This is a genomic window from Streptomyces sp. NPDC046308 (assembly GCF_055588065.1).
This window is the reverse complement of record NZ_JBVJFB010000002.1, coordinates 589,486-604,582: the sequence shown is the minus strand read 5'-3', so window position 1 is coordinate 604,582 and position 15,097 is coordinate 589,486. Positions and strand designations below refer to the sequence as shown.

Annotated in this window: 10 protein-coding genes; all 10 read left to right on the top strand. The window is 72.7% G+C overall.

Annotated elements, in window-relative coordinates:
• Positions 1-48: 48 nt before the first annotated feature.
• The 10 genes from ACZ6JT_RS10200 (at position 49) to galE (ending at position 15,031) form a co-directional block, all read left to right on the top strand.
• A complete protein-coding gene (locus ACZ6JT_RS10200; protein WP_469209013.1) occupies positions 49-1,569 on the top strand; it encodes a CYTH and CHAD domain-containing protein in 1,521 nt (506 codons plus the stop codon).
• Between the two features lie 72 nt (positions 1,570-1,641).
• The gene (locus ACZ6JT_RS10195; protein WP_469209012.1) at positions 1,642-3,567 is read left to right on the top strand and encodes a TIGR03960 family B12-binding radical SAM protein; all 1,926 of its coding nucleotides are present in this window, start codon (positions 1,642-1,644) and stop codon (positions 3,565-3,567) included.
• A 63-nt stretch (positions 3,568-3,630) separates the two neighbouring features.
• A complete protein-coding gene (locus ACZ6JT_RS10190; protein WP_469209011.1) occupies positions 3,631-4,716 on the top strand; it encodes a hypothetical protein in 1,086 nt (361 codons plus the stop codon).
• A gap of 127 nt (positions 4,717-4,843) precedes the next feature.
• Positions 4,844-5,623, top strand: a complete 780-nt coding sequence (locus tag ACZ6JT_RS10185; RefSeq protein ID WP_469209618.1) for a TIGR03936 family radical SAM-associated protein — start codon at positions 4,844-4,846, stop codon at positions 5,621-5,623.
• 236 nt (positions 5,624-5,859) lie between these two features.
• Complete coding sequence (locus ACZ6JT_RS10180) at positions 5,860-9,780, top strand: Rne/Rng family ribonuclease (protein ID WP_469209010.1); 3,921 nt, start codon at positions 5,860-5,862, stop codon at positions 9,778-9,780.
• 286 nt (positions 9,781-10,066) lie between these two features.
• Positions 10,067-10,387: a 50S ribosomal protein L21 gene (rplU, locus tag ACZ6JT_RS10175; RefSeq protein WP_030013082.1), complete on the top strand. Its 321-nt coding sequence runs from the start codon at positions 10,067-10,069 to the stop codon at positions 10,385-10,387.
• 13 nt (positions 10,388-10,400) lie between these two features.
• Entirely contained in the window at positions 10,401-10,655 is a 255-nt protein-coding gene (gene rpmA / locus ACZ6JT_RS10170; protein WP_030027134.1) for a 50S ribosomal protein L27, read from the top strand.
• A gap of 168 nt (positions 10,656-10,823) precedes the next feature.
• Positions 10,824-12,269 (top strand): GTPase ObgE, encoded by a 1,446-nt coding sequence (gene obgE, locus ACZ6JT_RS10165; protein WP_469209009.1) that lies wholly within the window; start codon positions 10,824-10,826, stop codon positions 12,267-12,269.
• 70 nt (positions 12,270-12,339) lie between these two features.
• The gene (locus ACZ6JT_RS10160; RefSeq protein ID WP_469209008.1) at positions 12,340-13,956 is read left to right on the top strand and encodes a glycosyltransferase family 2 protein; all 1,617 of its coding nucleotides are present in this window, start codon (positions 12,340-12,342) and stop codon (positions 13,954-13,956) included.
• Positions 13,957-14,017: 61 nt separating this feature from the next.
• Positions 14,018-15,031, top strand: coding sequence for a UDP-glucose 4-epimerase GalE (gene galE, locus ACZ6JT_RS10155; protein ID WP_469209007.1), 1,014 nt, complete (start codon positions 14,018-14,020; stop codon positions 15,029-15,031).
• Positions 15,032-15,097: the final 66 nt, after the last annotated feature.

Below are 15,097 nucleotides of genomic sequence, written 5' to 3'. Positions count from 1 at the left end.
CCCCTGTTCACCCTGACGCCGTGATCCGTTCAGGACTAAGTTCGGTCTATGGCGGACACAAAGCGTGAAATCGAGCGGAAATTCGAGTTCTCCAAGGCCAAATCTGCCCGGCGAGGGGTGCCGGACCTGACGGGCACGGCCGCGATCGCGGCCGTCTCCGACCAGGGCACCGTCGACCTCGACGCCGTCTACTGGGACACCCCCGACTTCCGGCTGGCCGCCGACGGTCTCACCCTGCGGCGCAGAACGGGCGGCGCGGACGCGGGCTGGCACCTCAAACTGCCCGTTTCCCCCGGAGTACGGGACGAGGTCCAGGCCGCGCTCAGTGACACCGTCCCGCCCTCCCTCGCCGCCCTCGTCCGCTCCCGGGTGCGCGGCGCCGGACTCCAGCCACAGGTCAGGCTGGTCTCCTCGCGCCGTGTCAGCCACCTGCTCGACGCCGACGGGGCCCTCCTCGCCGAGCTGAGCACCGACGAGGTCCTCGCCGAGCGGGGCCAGGCCGGCGCCTCCTGGACCGAGGTCGAGGTGGAACTCGCCGACGGCGTGGACCCCGACGTGCTCGACGCCGTCGAGAAGACCTTCCGCAAGGCCGGCCTCCGCGTCAGCGACTCCCCCTCGAAGCTCGCCCGGGCCCTCGCCGAGACCGACGCCGCGCCCCCGGCCCGGCTCGAGAGCGGCGGCCCCGAGGGCGCCGCGGGCGCGTACGTGCTGGCGTACCTGCGGGAGCAGCGCGACGCCCTGGTCGCGCAGGACCCCGCCGTCCGGCGCGGTCTGCCGGACTCCGTCCACCAGATGCGGGTCGCCTGCCGCCGGCTGCGCAGCGCCCTCAAGACCTACCGCAAGGTCCTGGACCGCGACGTCACCGACCCGATCGGGGAGGAACTGCGCTGGCTCGCCGCGGAACTCGGCGTCGACCGCGACCGGGAGGTCCTGCTGGAGCGGATCCAGGGCCACCTCGGCGAGCTCCCGCGCACCCTGCAGCTCGGACCCGTCCGGGCCCGGCTGAAGATCTGGAACGCCGCCCGCCGCACGGATGCGCGGCGCCGGTCGCTCGGCGCGCTCGACAGCGCGCGCCACCTGGCCCTGCTGGACTCCCTCGACGCCCTGCTGGAGCGGCCGCCGCTGCTGAAGGCCGCGGACGGGCGGCCCGAACGCGTCCTGCCGAAGGCGGTGCTCCACGACTACCGACGCCTCGCCGACCGGATCGACGCCGCGCTCTCCCTCGACGCGGGCCACGAGCGCGACCTGGCCCTGCACGAGGCCCGGAAGGCGGCCAAGCGCTCCCGGTACGCGGCGGAAGCAGCCGTACCAGCCCTCGGGAAACCGGCGAAACGCCTGGCCGAGGCCGTGAAGAAGGTCCAATCCCTGCTCGGCGACCACCAGGACGGTGTCGTCGCCCGCGATGCCCTGCGCGGTCTCGCCGTGCAGGCGGCCGGGGCGGGGGAGTCGTCCTTCACCTGGGGCGTGCTCTACGCCCGCGAGGAGGCCCTGGCCGAGCGGAACGAAAGGGAGCTTCCGGATGTCTGGGCGAAGGTCTCCGACCCGGCGGTGCGGTCCGGACTGGAATGATCATGTGGATGGGGGCGGCTGAGCCGCGAGGTACGCTTGAGAGCTGCCCCCTGCCCGCTTCACGAAAGTCGCGTGATGACCGAGTCGGTCTTCCCTCAGCTTGAGGCCCTGCTTCCGCATGTGCAGAAGCCCATCCAGTACGTCGGCGGTGAACTCAACTCCACGGTCAAGGAGTGGGAGAGCTGCGACGTCCGGTGGGCGCTCATGTACCCGGACGCGTACGAAGTCGGGCTGCCCAACCAGGGCGTCATGATCCTGTACGAGGTGCTGAACGAGCGTGAGGGCGTCCTCGCCGAGCGCACCTACAGCGTGTGGCCGGACCTCGAAGAGCTGATGCGCGAGCACAACGTGCCGCAGTTCACCGTGGACAGCCACCGCCCGGTCTCCGCCTTCGACGTGTTCGGCCTGTCCTTCTCCACGGAGCTGGGCTACACCAACATGCTCACGGCGCTGGACCTCGCGGGCATCCCGCTGGAGGCCCGCAACCGTACGGTCGACCACCCGATCGTCCTCGCGGGCGGCCACGCGGCCTTCAACCCCGAGCCGATCGCTGAGTTCATCGACTGCGCGGTCATCGGCGACGGCGAGCAGGCCGTCCTCGACATGACCGAGATCATCCGCACCTGGAAGGCCGAGGGGCGGCCGGGCGGGCGCGAGGAAGTCCTGCTCCGCCTGGCGAAGACCGGCAACGTCTACGTGCCGGGCTTCTACGACGTGGAGTACCTGCCGGACGGCCGCATCGGCCGTGTCGTGCCCAACCGCTCCGGCGTGCCGTGGCGCGTGTCCAAGCACACCGTGATGGACCTCGACGAGTGGCCCTACCCCAAGCAGCCGCTGGTCCCGCTCGCCGAGACCGTCCACGAGCGGATGTCGGTGGAGATCTTCCGCGGCTGCACCCGCGGCTGCCGTTTCTGCCAGGCCGGCATGATCACGCGCCCCGTGCGGGAGCGAAGCATCACCGGCATCGGCGAGATGGTGGAGAAGGGCCTGAAGGCCACCGGCTTCGAGGAGGTGGGTCTCCTCTCCCTGTCCTCGGCGGACCACACGGAGATCGCCGACATCGCCAAGGGACTCGCCGACCGCTACACGGACGACAAGGTGGGCCTGTCCCTGCCGTCGACCCGTGTGGACGCCTTCAACGTGGACCTGGCCAACGAGCTGACCCGCAACGGGCGCCGCTCCGGCCTGACCTTCGCCCCCGAGGGCGGCTCCGAGCGCATGCGCAAGGTCATCAACAAGATGGTCTCGGAAGAGGACCTGATCCGGACCGTCGCCACGGCCTACGGCAACGGCTGGCGCCAGGTGAAGCTGTACTTCATGTGCGGCCTGCCGACCGAGACCGACGAGGACGTCCTCCAGATCGGCGACATGGCGGTCAACGTCATCGCCAAGGGCCGCGAGGTCTCGGGCCAGAACGACATCCGCTGCACGGTCTCGATCGGCGGCTTCGTCCCCAAGCCGCACACCCCGTTCCAGTGGGCCCCGCAGCTGTCGGCCGAGGAGACGGACGCCCGCCTGGGCAAGCTCCGCGACAAGATCCGCGGCGACAAGAAGTACGGCCGCTCCATCGGCTTCCGCTACCACGACGGCAAGCCGGGCATCGTCGAGGGCCTCCTCTCCCGCGGCGACCGCCGCATCGGCGACGTCATCCGCGCCGTGTACGAGTCGGGCGGCCGCTTCGACGGCTGGCGCGAGCACTTCTCGTACGACCGCTGGATGGAGGCCGCGGAGAAGACGCTGCCGGCCTACGGCGTGGACGTGGCCTGGTACACGACGCGCGAGCGCACGTACGAGGAGGTCCTGCCCTGGGACCACCTGGACTCCGGTCTCGACAAGGACTGGCTCTGGGAGGACTGGCAGGACGCCCTCGACGAGACCGAGGTCGACGACTGCCGCTGGACCCCCTGCTTCGACTGCGGTGTGTGTCCTCAGATGCAGACCGAGATCCAGATCGGTCCGACGGGCAAGAAGCTGCTGCCGCTGACCGTCGTGAAGTAACCCTTGGGTCACGAGAGGCCCCCGCCCGCAACGGGTGGGGGCCTCTGGCGTGTCCTTGACTGCATGGAACTGGACGAACGGCCTCCGGGCGGCGGTGGCGACGGATGCCTGGTGGGAGTCATCAGGGTCCCCGTCAAGATCGTCGCCGTACTCGTCGTACTGCCCGTACGAGTGGTCTGGGAACTGCTCGTCGCCCTGGGCCGGGCCGCGCACCGGCACGTCCTCGGGCCGCTGTACGTCCACGTCCTCGAGCCGGCGCTGCGGATCCTCGGCCGGATCCTGGTCACCCTGCTCAAGCTGGTCTTCGTCTGGCCGTGGGTCGGTCTGTGGCGGTATGTGCTCGCTCCGGTGGGGCGGGGCCTCGCGTGGCTGGGCCGCGGCACGTACGCGCACCTGCTCGCGCCGGCCGGTCGGTTCCTGGGCACCTACCTGTTCCGGCCGCTCGGGGCAGCGCTGGCCTGGGTCGGCCGGGGCGGGCTGCGGTACCTGCTCGCCCCGCTCGGCAAGGGGGTGGCGTGGATCGTGTGGGTCCTGGCCATGGCGCTGTTCGTGTGGCCGTGGGTCGGTCTGTGGCGGTACGTGCTCGCGCCCGTCGGCCGGGCCCTCGCCCGGCTGGCCGAGGCGGCCTACCGGTACGTGCTCACCCCGCTCGGGCACGGCCTCGCGTGGCTGGCCGCCGCGGTCTACCGGTACCTGCTGCGGCCGGTGGGGCTGGGCCTCGCATGGCTGGTGGCGGCGGTGTACCGGTACCTGCTGCGGCCCGTCGGGCTCGGCCTCGCGTGGCTGGCCGTCGCCCTGTACCGGTACGTGCTCACCCCGCTCGGACAGGTCCTCCTGTGGGCCTGGCACGTGGCCGGCCGGATCGCCGCGGCCCTGTGGCGCGGGCTCAAGTGGGTCGGCTGGGTACTGGTCGGCTGGCCCGCGTCCCGGGTGTACCGGCACGTGCTGACCCCCGCCGGCCACGCCGTCCGCGAGGTCTGGCGCACGGGCCGCGCCGCGGTCCGGGAGGCGCGCGCCGCGGTGCGCAAGGCGCTGTTCGGTACTCCTCCCGTGGAACCGGCGAGGTCACGGGCGCGTACTCTGGGTAGTACGACAGCCGCAGGCAACACGCCCGCTCCCGAGATCTCCCTCCACGAACGGCAGGGGTGAGCCGGAAGCAGGGCGGCGCCGGCCGGTCCCACAGACACTCAGGGCGACGCGCGAGCCGCGGAGCCCCGCACAAGGAGAAGAACCACTGGGCAAGCGACAGCCCGAAGGCCCGCCTCCCGCACCGGTGGTGCAGCGCATCCGACTGCGCTACACCAAGCGCGGCCGCCTCCGGTTCACCAGCCACCGCGACTTCCAGCGCGCCTTCGAGCGGGCCCTGCGCCGCGCCGAGGTGCCGATGGCGTACTCGGCCGGCTTCACCCCGCACCCGCGGGTCTCATACGCGAACGCCGCCCCCACCGGGACCGGCAGCGAGGCCGAATACCTGGAGATCGCCCTCGCCGAGCCCCGCGACCCCGAGAAGCTCCGCGAGCTGCTCGACGAGTCGATGCCGAGCGGGCTCGACATCATCGACGCCGTCGAGGCCCGCACCTCGGGCCTCGCCGACCGGCTGACCGCCTCCGTGTGGGAGCTGCGCCTGGACGGCGTGGAGCCCGCCGAGGCCGAGCGGGCCGTGACGGCCTTCCTCGCCGCCGAGACCGTGGAGGTGCAGCGCAAGACCAAGAACGGGATGCGGACCTTCGACACGCGCGGCGCCGTCGTCTCCCTCGAAGCTCTTCCCGCCCCGGCTGATAGGCCGCTGGACAATGCCTGTGCGATACTGCGGCTGGTTGTTCGGCATCTGACACCTGCCGTGCGACCCGACGACGTCCTGTCCGGTCTCCGAGCTGTGGCCGACCTGGCGCCGCCGGTCCCCTCAGCGGTGACCAGGCTGGCGCAGGGGCTCTTCGACGAGGAGTCCGGCACGGTGACCGACCCGCTCGCGCCCGACCGCGAGGCTGATACGGCCGCTCCACCCACGGCCGCCGTAGCCGCCGACGCGAAGGCGCCGGAAGGTCCCGCCGCGTAGGGATCGTCGTCGTCGCGCAGCCCTGGCACTCGGGAGCCACCTGGGTCGGGCCGCGCACTGACCTGAAGACTTCCGCCAGGCCGTACGGACAACACGTACGGAACCGGCGGCCATGGACTACAGCTCCCGTGTGGCGAACGCGCCCCGGAGGCCGGTTCCGCGCTCATTACGCGGCAGCCGTGCCGGACCGGAAGTCAGCCGCGGCGCCCGGGAGCGTGACGGGAGAACCGCCCGCAATGCTCAACAACGAAAACGACACCACCGCAGGTAACGCCGACAGCGGCAGCCCCAGCGACAACCTGCCCCCGCGCAGGCGTCGCCGCGCCGCTTCCCGGCCCGCCGGGCCGCCCGGCGGGGCCACCGCAGAGGTGACCCCGGTGACGGAGGCCGCCCCGGCCGCCCCCGTCGAGGAGGCCGCTCCGGCCGCCGCACCCGCACGTACCCGCCGCCGCGCGACCCGCGCCGTCGCCGCTCCCGAGACGCCGGCCGAGGCCGTCGTCGTCGAGGCCCCCGCCGCCGCGGCTCCCGCCGCGGCCCCGGCCGCCGAGGAGCCCGCCGCTCCCGCTCCGCGTGCCCGTCGTCGTGCGACCCGTGCCGTGACCGCTCCGGAGGCTCCGGCCGCCGAGGCGCCCGTGGTCGAGGCCGCGCCCGTGGTCGAGGAGGAGGCTCCGGCCGCTCCGGCTCCGCGTGCCCGTCGTCGTGCGACCCGCGCCGCGGCCGCTCCGGCCGCCGAGAGCGCCGCCGCCGAGGCCCCCGTGGTCGAGGCCGCGCCCGTGGTCGAGGAGGAGGCTCCGGCCGCTCCGGCCCCGCGTGCCCGCCGTCGTGCGACCCGCGCCGTGGCCGCCCCGGCCGCTCCCGCCGCCGAGACCGCCGCCGTCGTCGAGACCCCGGCCGCCGAGGCCGAGCCGGTCGCGGAGGAGGCCCCCAAGGCCACCACCCGCACCTTCACCGTGGCCGACGCCCTGGACTCCCCGAAGCGCGGCGGCCGCCGCCGCGCCACCCGCTCCACCACCGCGCCGGCCGCCCCCGCGCAGCCCGCCGCCGAGCCCGAGGCGCCCGCCGCCCCGGCCCGCGCCCGCCGCGCCGCGCGCCCCGCCGTGCCCGTCTTCCAGGCCCCGGTCTTCGCCGAGCCGATGTTCCAGACCCCCGAGACCGCCGCCATGGCCGCCGCGGCCGCCCGCGCCGCCGCCCCGGCCGAAGAGGTCGAGGAGGAGGAGACGGAGGTCGAGGCCGAGGTCGTCCAGACCCCCGCCCCGCAGCCGGCGGGCCGCCGCCGTCGCCGTGGGCGCGGCGCCGCCGAGTCCGCTCCGGCCGCCGAGTCCGCGCCGGTCTCCCTCCCCGAGGTGCTCGCCGAGGAGGAGCCCGAGGCCGAGCTCGAAGAGGAGTCCGCCGAGTTCGACGAGGGCGACGAGTCGGGCGAGCGCCCGTCGCGCCGCCGTCGTCGCGGTGGCCGTCGCCGCCGCCGCGGTGAGGCCGCCGACCTCGACGAGTCCGCCGAGGAGGAGACCGAGGCGGCCGAGGCCGAGGCCCCCGGGCAGGAGGCCGACGAGGACGAAGAGGACGAGTCCGAGGAGGCCCTCGGCTCCAGCTCCAGCCGCCGTCGCCGCCGTCGCCGTCGCCGCAGTGGCGACACCGCCGCCGAGGCCGCCGAAGCGGGTGACGAGGACGGCGTGCGCACCGTCGTCAAGGTCCGCGAGCCGCGCCCGGCCCGCGAGAAGGCCGAGCCGTCCGACGAGGTCCAGTCCATCAAGGGCTCGACCCGTCTGGAGGCGAAGAAGCAGCGCCGCCGCGAGGGCCGTGAGCAGGGCCGCCGCCGCGTGCCGATCATCACGGAGGCCGAGTTCCTGGCCCGCCGTGAGGCCGTCGAGCGCGTGATGGTCGTCCGCCAGTCCGGTGAGCGCACCCAGATCGGCGTCCTCGAGGACAACGTGCTCGTCGAGCACTACGTCAACAAGGAAGAGGCCACCTCGTACGTCGGCAACGTCTACCTGGGCAAGGTCCAGAACGTGCTGCCGTCGATGGAGGCCGCGTTCATCGACATCGGCAAGGGCCGCAACGCGGTCCTGTACGCCGGTGAGGTCAACTTCGAGGCGCTCGGCATGGCCAACGGGCCGCGCCGCATCGAGTCCGCCCTCAAGTCCGGCCAGTCGGTCCTGGTGCAGGTCACCAAGGACCCGATCGGCCACAAGGGCGCCCGCCTGACCAGCCAGGTCTCGCTGCCCGGCCGCTACCTGGTCTACGTGCCCGAGGGCTCGATGACCGGCATCAGCCGCAAGCTGCCCGACACCGAGCGCGCGCGCCTGAAGACCATCCTCAAGAAGATCGTCCCCGAGGACGCGGGCGTCATCGTGCGCACCGCCGCCGAGGGCGCGAGCGAGGACGAGCTGCGCCGCGACGTCGAGCGTCTGCAGGCCCAGTGGGAGGACATCCAGAAGAAGGCGAAGCAGATCTCGACCTCTTCGCCGAGCCTGCTGTACGGCGAGCCGGACATGACCGTCCGCGTCGTGCGCGACATCTTCAACGAGGACTTCTCGAAGGTCATCGTCAGCGGTGACGGCGCGTGGGAGACCATCCACGGCTACGTGAACCACGTGGCCCCGGACCTCGCCGACCGGCTGTCGCGCTGGACCTCCGAGGTCGACGTCTTCGCGACGTACCGGATCGACGAGCAGCTCGCCAAGGCGCTCGACCGCAAGGTGTGGCTGCCCTCGGGCGGCTCGCTTGTGATCGACAAGACCGAGGCGATGATCGTCATCGACGTCAACACCGGCAAGTTCACCGGTCAGGGCGGCAACCTCGAGGAGACCGTCACCAGGAACAACCTGGAGGCGGCCGAGGAGATCGTGCGCCAGCTGCGGCTGCGCGACCTGGGCGGCATCGTCGTCATCGACTTCATCGACATGGTCCTGGAGTCCAACCGCGACCTGGTCCTGCGCCGGATGCTGGAGTGCCTGGGCCGCGACCGTACGAAGCACCAGGTGGCCGAGGTCACCTCGCTGGGCCTCGTCCAGATGACCCGCAAGCGGGTGGGCCAGGGCCTGCTGGAGTCCTTCTCCGAGACCTGTGTCCACTGCAACGGCCGCGGTGTCATCGTCCACATGGAGACGCCGACCGCGATCGGCGGCGGTGGCAACGGCAAGCGCTCCAAGCGCCGCGGTGGCCGTGGCGAGTTCGACCAGCACGACCACGAGGTCGAGACGGTCGAGGCGATCGAGGCGGTCGAGACGGACTTCGAGTCCGAGGCGGAGGTGGCTGCCGAGGCCGCTGCTCCGCGGGCGCTGCCCGAGCCGGAGTTCGTCGCGGACGAGGAGCTCTACAGCAGCCCGGCCGAGGCCGAGGCCGCCGCGGGTCTGAGCAGCCGTCGCAACCGCCGCCGCGCCACCCGCAAGGCGACCGCTCCGGCGGGCGCCCCGCGCGGTGCGGCCGCTCCGGCTCAGGCCCCGGCCCTGGCCCCGGTGGTCGAGGCCGAGCCGGTGACCGAGGCCGCCGACACGGTGCTGGAGCCGGCCGCCGAGGTCGTCGCCGAGGCCGTGGAGGCTTCGGAGGTCGTCGCGGAGGTCGTGGCCGAGGCGGTGACGGAGGACGCCGCGCCGAAGGGCCGTACCCGTCGCCGTGCGACCCGTAAGGCCACCGCCCCGGCGGGCGCCCCGGCCCCCGCGGCCGAGGTGCCCTCGGAGCCGGTCGTCGAGCCGGAGCCCGTCGTCGAGCCCGAGCCCGAGCGGCTCCTCGAGCCGGAGCCCGTGGCCGTGGTCGAGGAGGCCCCCGTCGCGGAGGCCGCACCGGCCCGTCCGCGCCGGCGTGCCACCCGTAAGGCCACCGCACCCGCCGGCTCCCCGGCGGGCGCGGCGGAGGCCGCCGTGGTGGTCGTCGAGGCCCCGGTGACCGAGGCCCCGGCGGCCGCCGAGGAGGCCGCTCCCGCCGAGGAGGCCGCGCCGGCCGAGGAGGCCGCGCCGGCGAAGAAGGCCGCCAAGAAGGCTCCGGCCAAGAAGGCGACCACGGCGAAGAAGGCCCCGGCCAAGAAGGCGGCGGCCGCCAAGAAGACCGTGGCCAAGAAGGCGGCCACGACCAAGAAGACCGCGGCGAAGCGGGCGACGAAGAAGACCGCGGCGGCGGAGCAGCAGAGCGCCCCGTCCGTCTCGGCTCCGGCCGAAGCCTGATCCGCACGTGACCGTGGGCCCCGCCGCTCGGCGGGGCCCACGGTCGTGCGGGGCCCGGTTTGACCCTCCGGAACCGGCCCCGTAACCTAGACCGTCGGCGTGTCTTGGACGAATCCGTCCAGTGTGCGCCGCGCTCCTGAGCACCTTCCTCCCGTTCCGCACGCGCGAGCGTCGTTCGAGAGAGGCCGCTCGTCCAATCCGGATCAGAGCCGTCCCCGTCCGTACGAGGGGCCTGCCTGAGCGGCTGGCTTCAGGAGCATCCGTCCCGAGTGAGAGAGAGATCCGCGTGTACGCCATCGTGCGCAGCGGTGGTCGCCAGCACAAGGTTGCTGTCGGCGACATCGTTGAGGTTGACAAGATTTCCACTGCCAAGGTTGGCGACACGGTCGAGCTCTCGACCCTGCTCGTTGTCGACGGCGAAGCCGTGACCAGCGACCCGTGGGTGCTGGCCGGTATCAAGGTCACGGCCGAGGTCGTGGACCACCACAAGGGCGCCAAGATCGACATCCTGCGCTACAAGAACAAGACCGGCTACCGCCGTCGCCAGGGTCACCGCCAGCAGTACACGGCGATCAAGGTCACCGGTATCCCCGCGGCTGCGAAGTAAGAGGGACTGAGACATGGCACACAAGAAGGGCGCATCGTCCACCCGGAACGGGCGCGACTCCAATGCCCAGCGGCTCGGCGTGAAGCGCTTCGGCGGTCAGGTCGTCTCCGCCGGCGAGATCCTCGTCCGCCAGCGTGGCACCCACTTCCACCCGGGTTCGGGTGTCGGTCGTGGTGGCGACGACACGCTGTTCGCGCTGCAGGCGGGTGCCGTGCAGTTCGGCACGCACCGTGGCCGCAAGGTCGTCAACATCGTTCCGGCCGCCTGATCCAGCTTCGGCTGATCGAGCGTTCGTAACTTCCCGAGGGCGGATCTCAGCTCTTCCCGGCACTGGCCGGGAAGAGAGGTCCGCCCTCGGCGCGTTGGTACGTACAGACGTTTTAATGGACAGCAAGGCCTGTCCGGGACATTCCCGTATGTAACTGGAGGAACAACCATGACCACCTTCGTGGACCGCGTCGAGCTGCACGTCGCCGCGGGTAACGGGGGCCACGGCTGCGCCTCCGTTCACCGGGAGAAGTTCAAGCCGCTCGGCGGCCCCGACGGCGGCAACGGCGGCCGTGGCGGCGACGTCATCCTGGTGGTGGAGCAGGCGATCACCACCCTGCTGGACTACCACCACAGCCCCCACCGCAAGGCCACCAACGGCAAGCCCGGCGAGGGCGGCAACCGTTCCGGCAAGGACGGCCAGGACCTGATCCTGCCCGTGCCGGACGGCACCGTCGTCCTCGACAAGCAGGGCAACGTCCTCGCCGACCTCGTCGGCCAGGGCACCACCTACGTGGCCGCCGAGGGCGGCCGCGGCGGTCTCGGCAACGCCGCGCTCTCCTCCGCCCGCCGCAAGGCGCCCGGCTTCGCGCTCCTCGGCGTCCCCGGCACCACCGGCGACATCGTCCTGGAGCTCAAGACCGTCGCCGACGTGGCGCTGGTCGGCTTCCCGAGCGCCGGCAAGTCCTCGCTGATCTCGGTGCTGTCCTCGGCCAAGCCGAAGATCGCGGACTACCCCTTCACCACCCTCGTCCCGAACCTGGGCGTCGTCACGGCCGGCTCGACGGTCTACACGATCGCCGACGTCCCCGGCCTGATCCCCGGCGCCAGCCAGGGCCGTGGCCTGGGCCTGGAGTTCCTGCGCCACGTCGAGCGCTGCTCCGTGCTCGTGCACGTCCTGGACACCGCCACCCTGGAGTCCGACCGCGACCCGATCGCCGACCTCGACGTCATCGAGGAGGAGCTCAAGCTCTACGGCGGCGGCCTGGAGAAGCGCCCGCGCCTCGTCGTCCTGAACAAGGTCGACATCCCGGACGGACAGGAGCTCGCCGACATGGTCCGCCCGGACCTCGAGGCGCGCGGCTACAAGGTCTTCGAGGTCTCCGCGGTCGCCCGTACGGGCCTGAAGGAGCTCTCCTTCTTCCTCGCCGAGGTCATCGCCAAGGCCCGCGCCCGCAAGCCGAAGGAGGAGGCGACCCGCATCGTCATCCGGCCGAAGGCCGTGGACGACGCCGGCTTCACCGTCACCTACGACGAGGTCGAGGACGTCTACACCGTGCGCGGCGAGAAGCCGGAGCGCTGGGTCCGCCAGACCGACTTCAACAACGACGAGGCCGTCGGTTACCTCGCCGACCGCCTCAACCGCCTCGGTGTCGAGGACGCGCTGAAGAAGGCCGGCGCCCGCGCCGGCGACGGCGTGGCGATCGGCTCCGACGACAACGCGGTCGTCTTCGACTGGGAGCCGACCGTGATGGCCGGCGCCGAGATGCTGGGCCGCCGCGGCGAGGACCACCGTCTGGACGCCCCGCGTCCGGCGACCACCCGCCGCAAGGACAAGGAAGCCCAGCGCGGGGACTCCGCGCAGAAGGAGTACGACGAATTCCGGCCGTTCTAGTCCCCTCCCGAGGGAATCTGCCCCGGAGGGTTTGAAGGCGTCTTTATGTGGGTCGCCTAGGATCCTTCGGGTGAACAGCAGCAACCTCCCCACGGTCTCCGTCGTGGTCATCGCGTACAACGACGCCGGGCTCGTGGGCGAGGCCGTCTCCTCGGCCCTCGCCCAGGGCCCGGTGGTCGCCGAGGTCATCGCGGTGAACGACGCCTCGTCCGACGACACCGCGCGGGTCCTGGACGAGCTGGCGGCCGCGCACCCCCGCCTGAAGGTCGTGCACCGCACGGAGAACAGCGGCGGGTGCGGCACCCCGCGCAACGACGGGATCGCGGCCGCGTCCGGCCGGTACGTCCTCTTCCTCGACAGTGACGACGTCCTGCCGCCGGGCGCGGCCGACGCCCTGGTGCGCACCGCCGAACGGCACGGCGCCCCCGTCACCGTCGGCGCGGCGGTCCGGCGCGAGCTGCCCCAGCGCCACGACGTGCCGTGGATGCCCGGGCTGTACACGCCGGGCGACGTCATCGAGCGGCCGGCGGACCGGCCCGAGCTCGTCCGCGACACCCTCTGCGTCAACAAGCTGTACGAGCGCGCCTTCCTGGACGAGCACGGCCTGCGCTTCCCCGACGGCCGCTTCGTCTACGAGGACTTCGTCTTCACCTCGCGCGTGCTGGCCGCGGCCCCGCGCGTCGCCGTCACGGGCGACCTCGTCTACGTCTGGCACGTGCGCCGCGGCGCCGCCCAGGTGTCGATCTCCCTGGACCGCAAGGACGTCGGGAACTGGCGCGCCCGCATCGAGGCCCACCGGACGGCCGCCCGGACCCTCGCCGCCGCCTCCCCGGTGCTGGGCAGCGCCTGCCAGGTGAAGTTCCTCGAGTACGACCTGCCCATGTACCTGCGCGAGCTCGGCAAGGACCCCGAGTACCAGGCCGCCTGGTGGACCCTCACCCGCGAGTACCTCGAGACCTTCGCCGAGGCCGACATCGAGTCGGCCGCCGCCCACGCCCGCTGGATCGTGGGGGTGCTGCGCGCCACCGAGACCCCGCCCGCCGACGTCGGCCGGCTCACCCGGCTGGCCGCGGAACCGCCGCGGCTGCTGCCCCCGTACGCGGTCGGGCCCACCGGTGCCCCGGTGTGGAGCGAGGAGCTCCCGGTGGCGCTGGACGGCCTGGCCGGGCTGCCGGTCGCCGAACTGCCCGTCACCGTCGACGCCGAACCGGCCGGCCGCGGCGCCGTCCGGGTCCGCCTGCACGAGCTGTACGGGCGCCTCGCCGAGGCCGGGCCCCGGACCGTGCAGCTGAGCTTCATCCCGCGCGCGGGAGCCGAGCCGGTCCTCGCCCAGCCGGTCGAGCTGCGCCCGGACCGCACCGGCGGCTGGATCGCCGTACTGCCCTTCCGGCTGGCCGACCTGGCCGTCACGGGCCGCCGCCAGGGGCTGCGCCGGATGCAGGCCTGGAACGTCGGGGTGCGCGTGGAGTGCGCCGACGGGAGCTCGGTGTTCACCTCCCTGCGCCCCGGTGGCCGGCTGCTCCGCCGTCGGGCCCTGCCCAGCAGCCGGTACGGTGTGCTGCTGGCGCAGCCCTACCGGACGGGGGCCGGCGCCCTCGCGCTGCGCCTCGCGCCCGGCGCGGAGGGAGCGCTGTACCTCGTGCGCAACCGCCTCCACCGGGCCCGGGCGGGCCGCGGGGCGGGCTGACGCCTCCTTGCACACCGTTGCGCTTTCCCCACCGAAGTCGGACAGGACCAAGGAGATACACATGACGTTTCTGATCACCGGTGGCGCCGGTTACATCGGCGCGCACGTCGTCCGCGCGATGCTGCTCGCGGGGGAGAAGGTCGTCGTGCTCGACGACCTGTCCACGGGCAACGAGGACCGCGTCCCGGAGGGCGTCCCGCTGGTGGTCGGCTCCGTCCTGGACCGGCTGGTCCTGGACGAGACCATCCGCGAGCACAAGATCACCGGCGTGGTGCACCTGGCGGGCAAGAAGCAGGTCGGCGAGTCCGTCGAGAAGCCGCTGTACTACTACCACGAGAACGTGCAGGGCCTCACGGTCCTGCTCCAGGCCGTGGCCGAGGCGGGCATCCGCAACTTCCTCTTCTCCTCCTCCGCCTCCGTCTACGGCATGCCCGACGTGGACCTGGTCACCGAGGACACCCCCTGCGCCCCCCTCAGCCCCTACGGCGAGACGAAGCTGGCCGGCGAGTGGCTGGTCCGCGCCGCGGGCAAGGCGCACGGCATCTCCACCGCCTGCCTGCGCTACTTCAACGTGGCCGGCGCGGCGACCCCGGAGCTCGCCGACACCGGCGTCTTCAACCTCGTCCCCATGGTCTTCGAGCGCTACGACGCCGGCCAGGGCGCCAAGATCTTCGGTGACGACTACCCGACCCCGGACGGTACCTGCATCCGCGACTACATCCACGTCGAGGACCTCGCCGAGGCCCACGTGGCGGCGGCCCGCAAGCTCGCCGAGTGGGGTGCGGCCGGGGAGTACAAGGACCTCACCGTCAACATCGGGCGCGGCGAGGGCGTCTCGGTCGCCGAGATGGTGGCGCTCCTGAACAAGAACACCGGACACGACTACCCGCCGGTGATCAGCCCGCGCCGCGCCGGAGACCCGGCGAAGGTCGTGGCCTCGGCCGACAAGATCACCAGCGAGCTGGGCTGGAAGGCCCGGCACGACGTCCGCGAGATGGTCACCTCCGCCTGGGCGGGCTGGGAGGCCAACAAGGCCGCCCGCACGGACCGCCACAAGGACGTCCACAAGGCCTGACCGGAGTCTGACCGGCCTGACCGGCCGACGCACACCGGACGACTCCGGACACGCAACCGCCCGCCC

Bases quoted from the DNA above. Each gene is read 5' to 3' on its own strand.
- ACZ6JT_RS10200 (WP_469209013.1), top strand. From the start codon at position 49: ATGGCGGACACAAAGCGTGAAATCGAGCGGAAATTCGAGTTCTCCAAG.
- ACZ6JT_RS10190 (WP_469209011.1), top strand. From the start codon at position 3,631: ATGGAACTGGACGAACGGCCTCCGGGCGGCGGTGGCGACGGATGCCTG.
- ACZ6JT_RS10180 (WP_469209010.1), top strand. From the start codon at position 5,860: ATGCTCAACAACGAAAACGACACCACCGCAGGTAACGCCGACAGCGGC.
- rpmA (WP_030027134.1), top strand. From the start codon at position 10,401: ATGGCACACAAGAAGGGCGCATCGTCCACCCGGAACGGGCGCGACTCC.
- obgE (WP_469209009.1), top strand. From the start codon at position 10,824: ATGACCACCTTCGTGGACCGCGTCGAGCTGCACGTCGCCGCGGGTAAC.
- galE (WP_469209007.1), top strand. From the start codon at position 14,018: ATGACGTTTCTGATCACCGGTGGCGCCGGTTACATCGGCGCGCACGTC.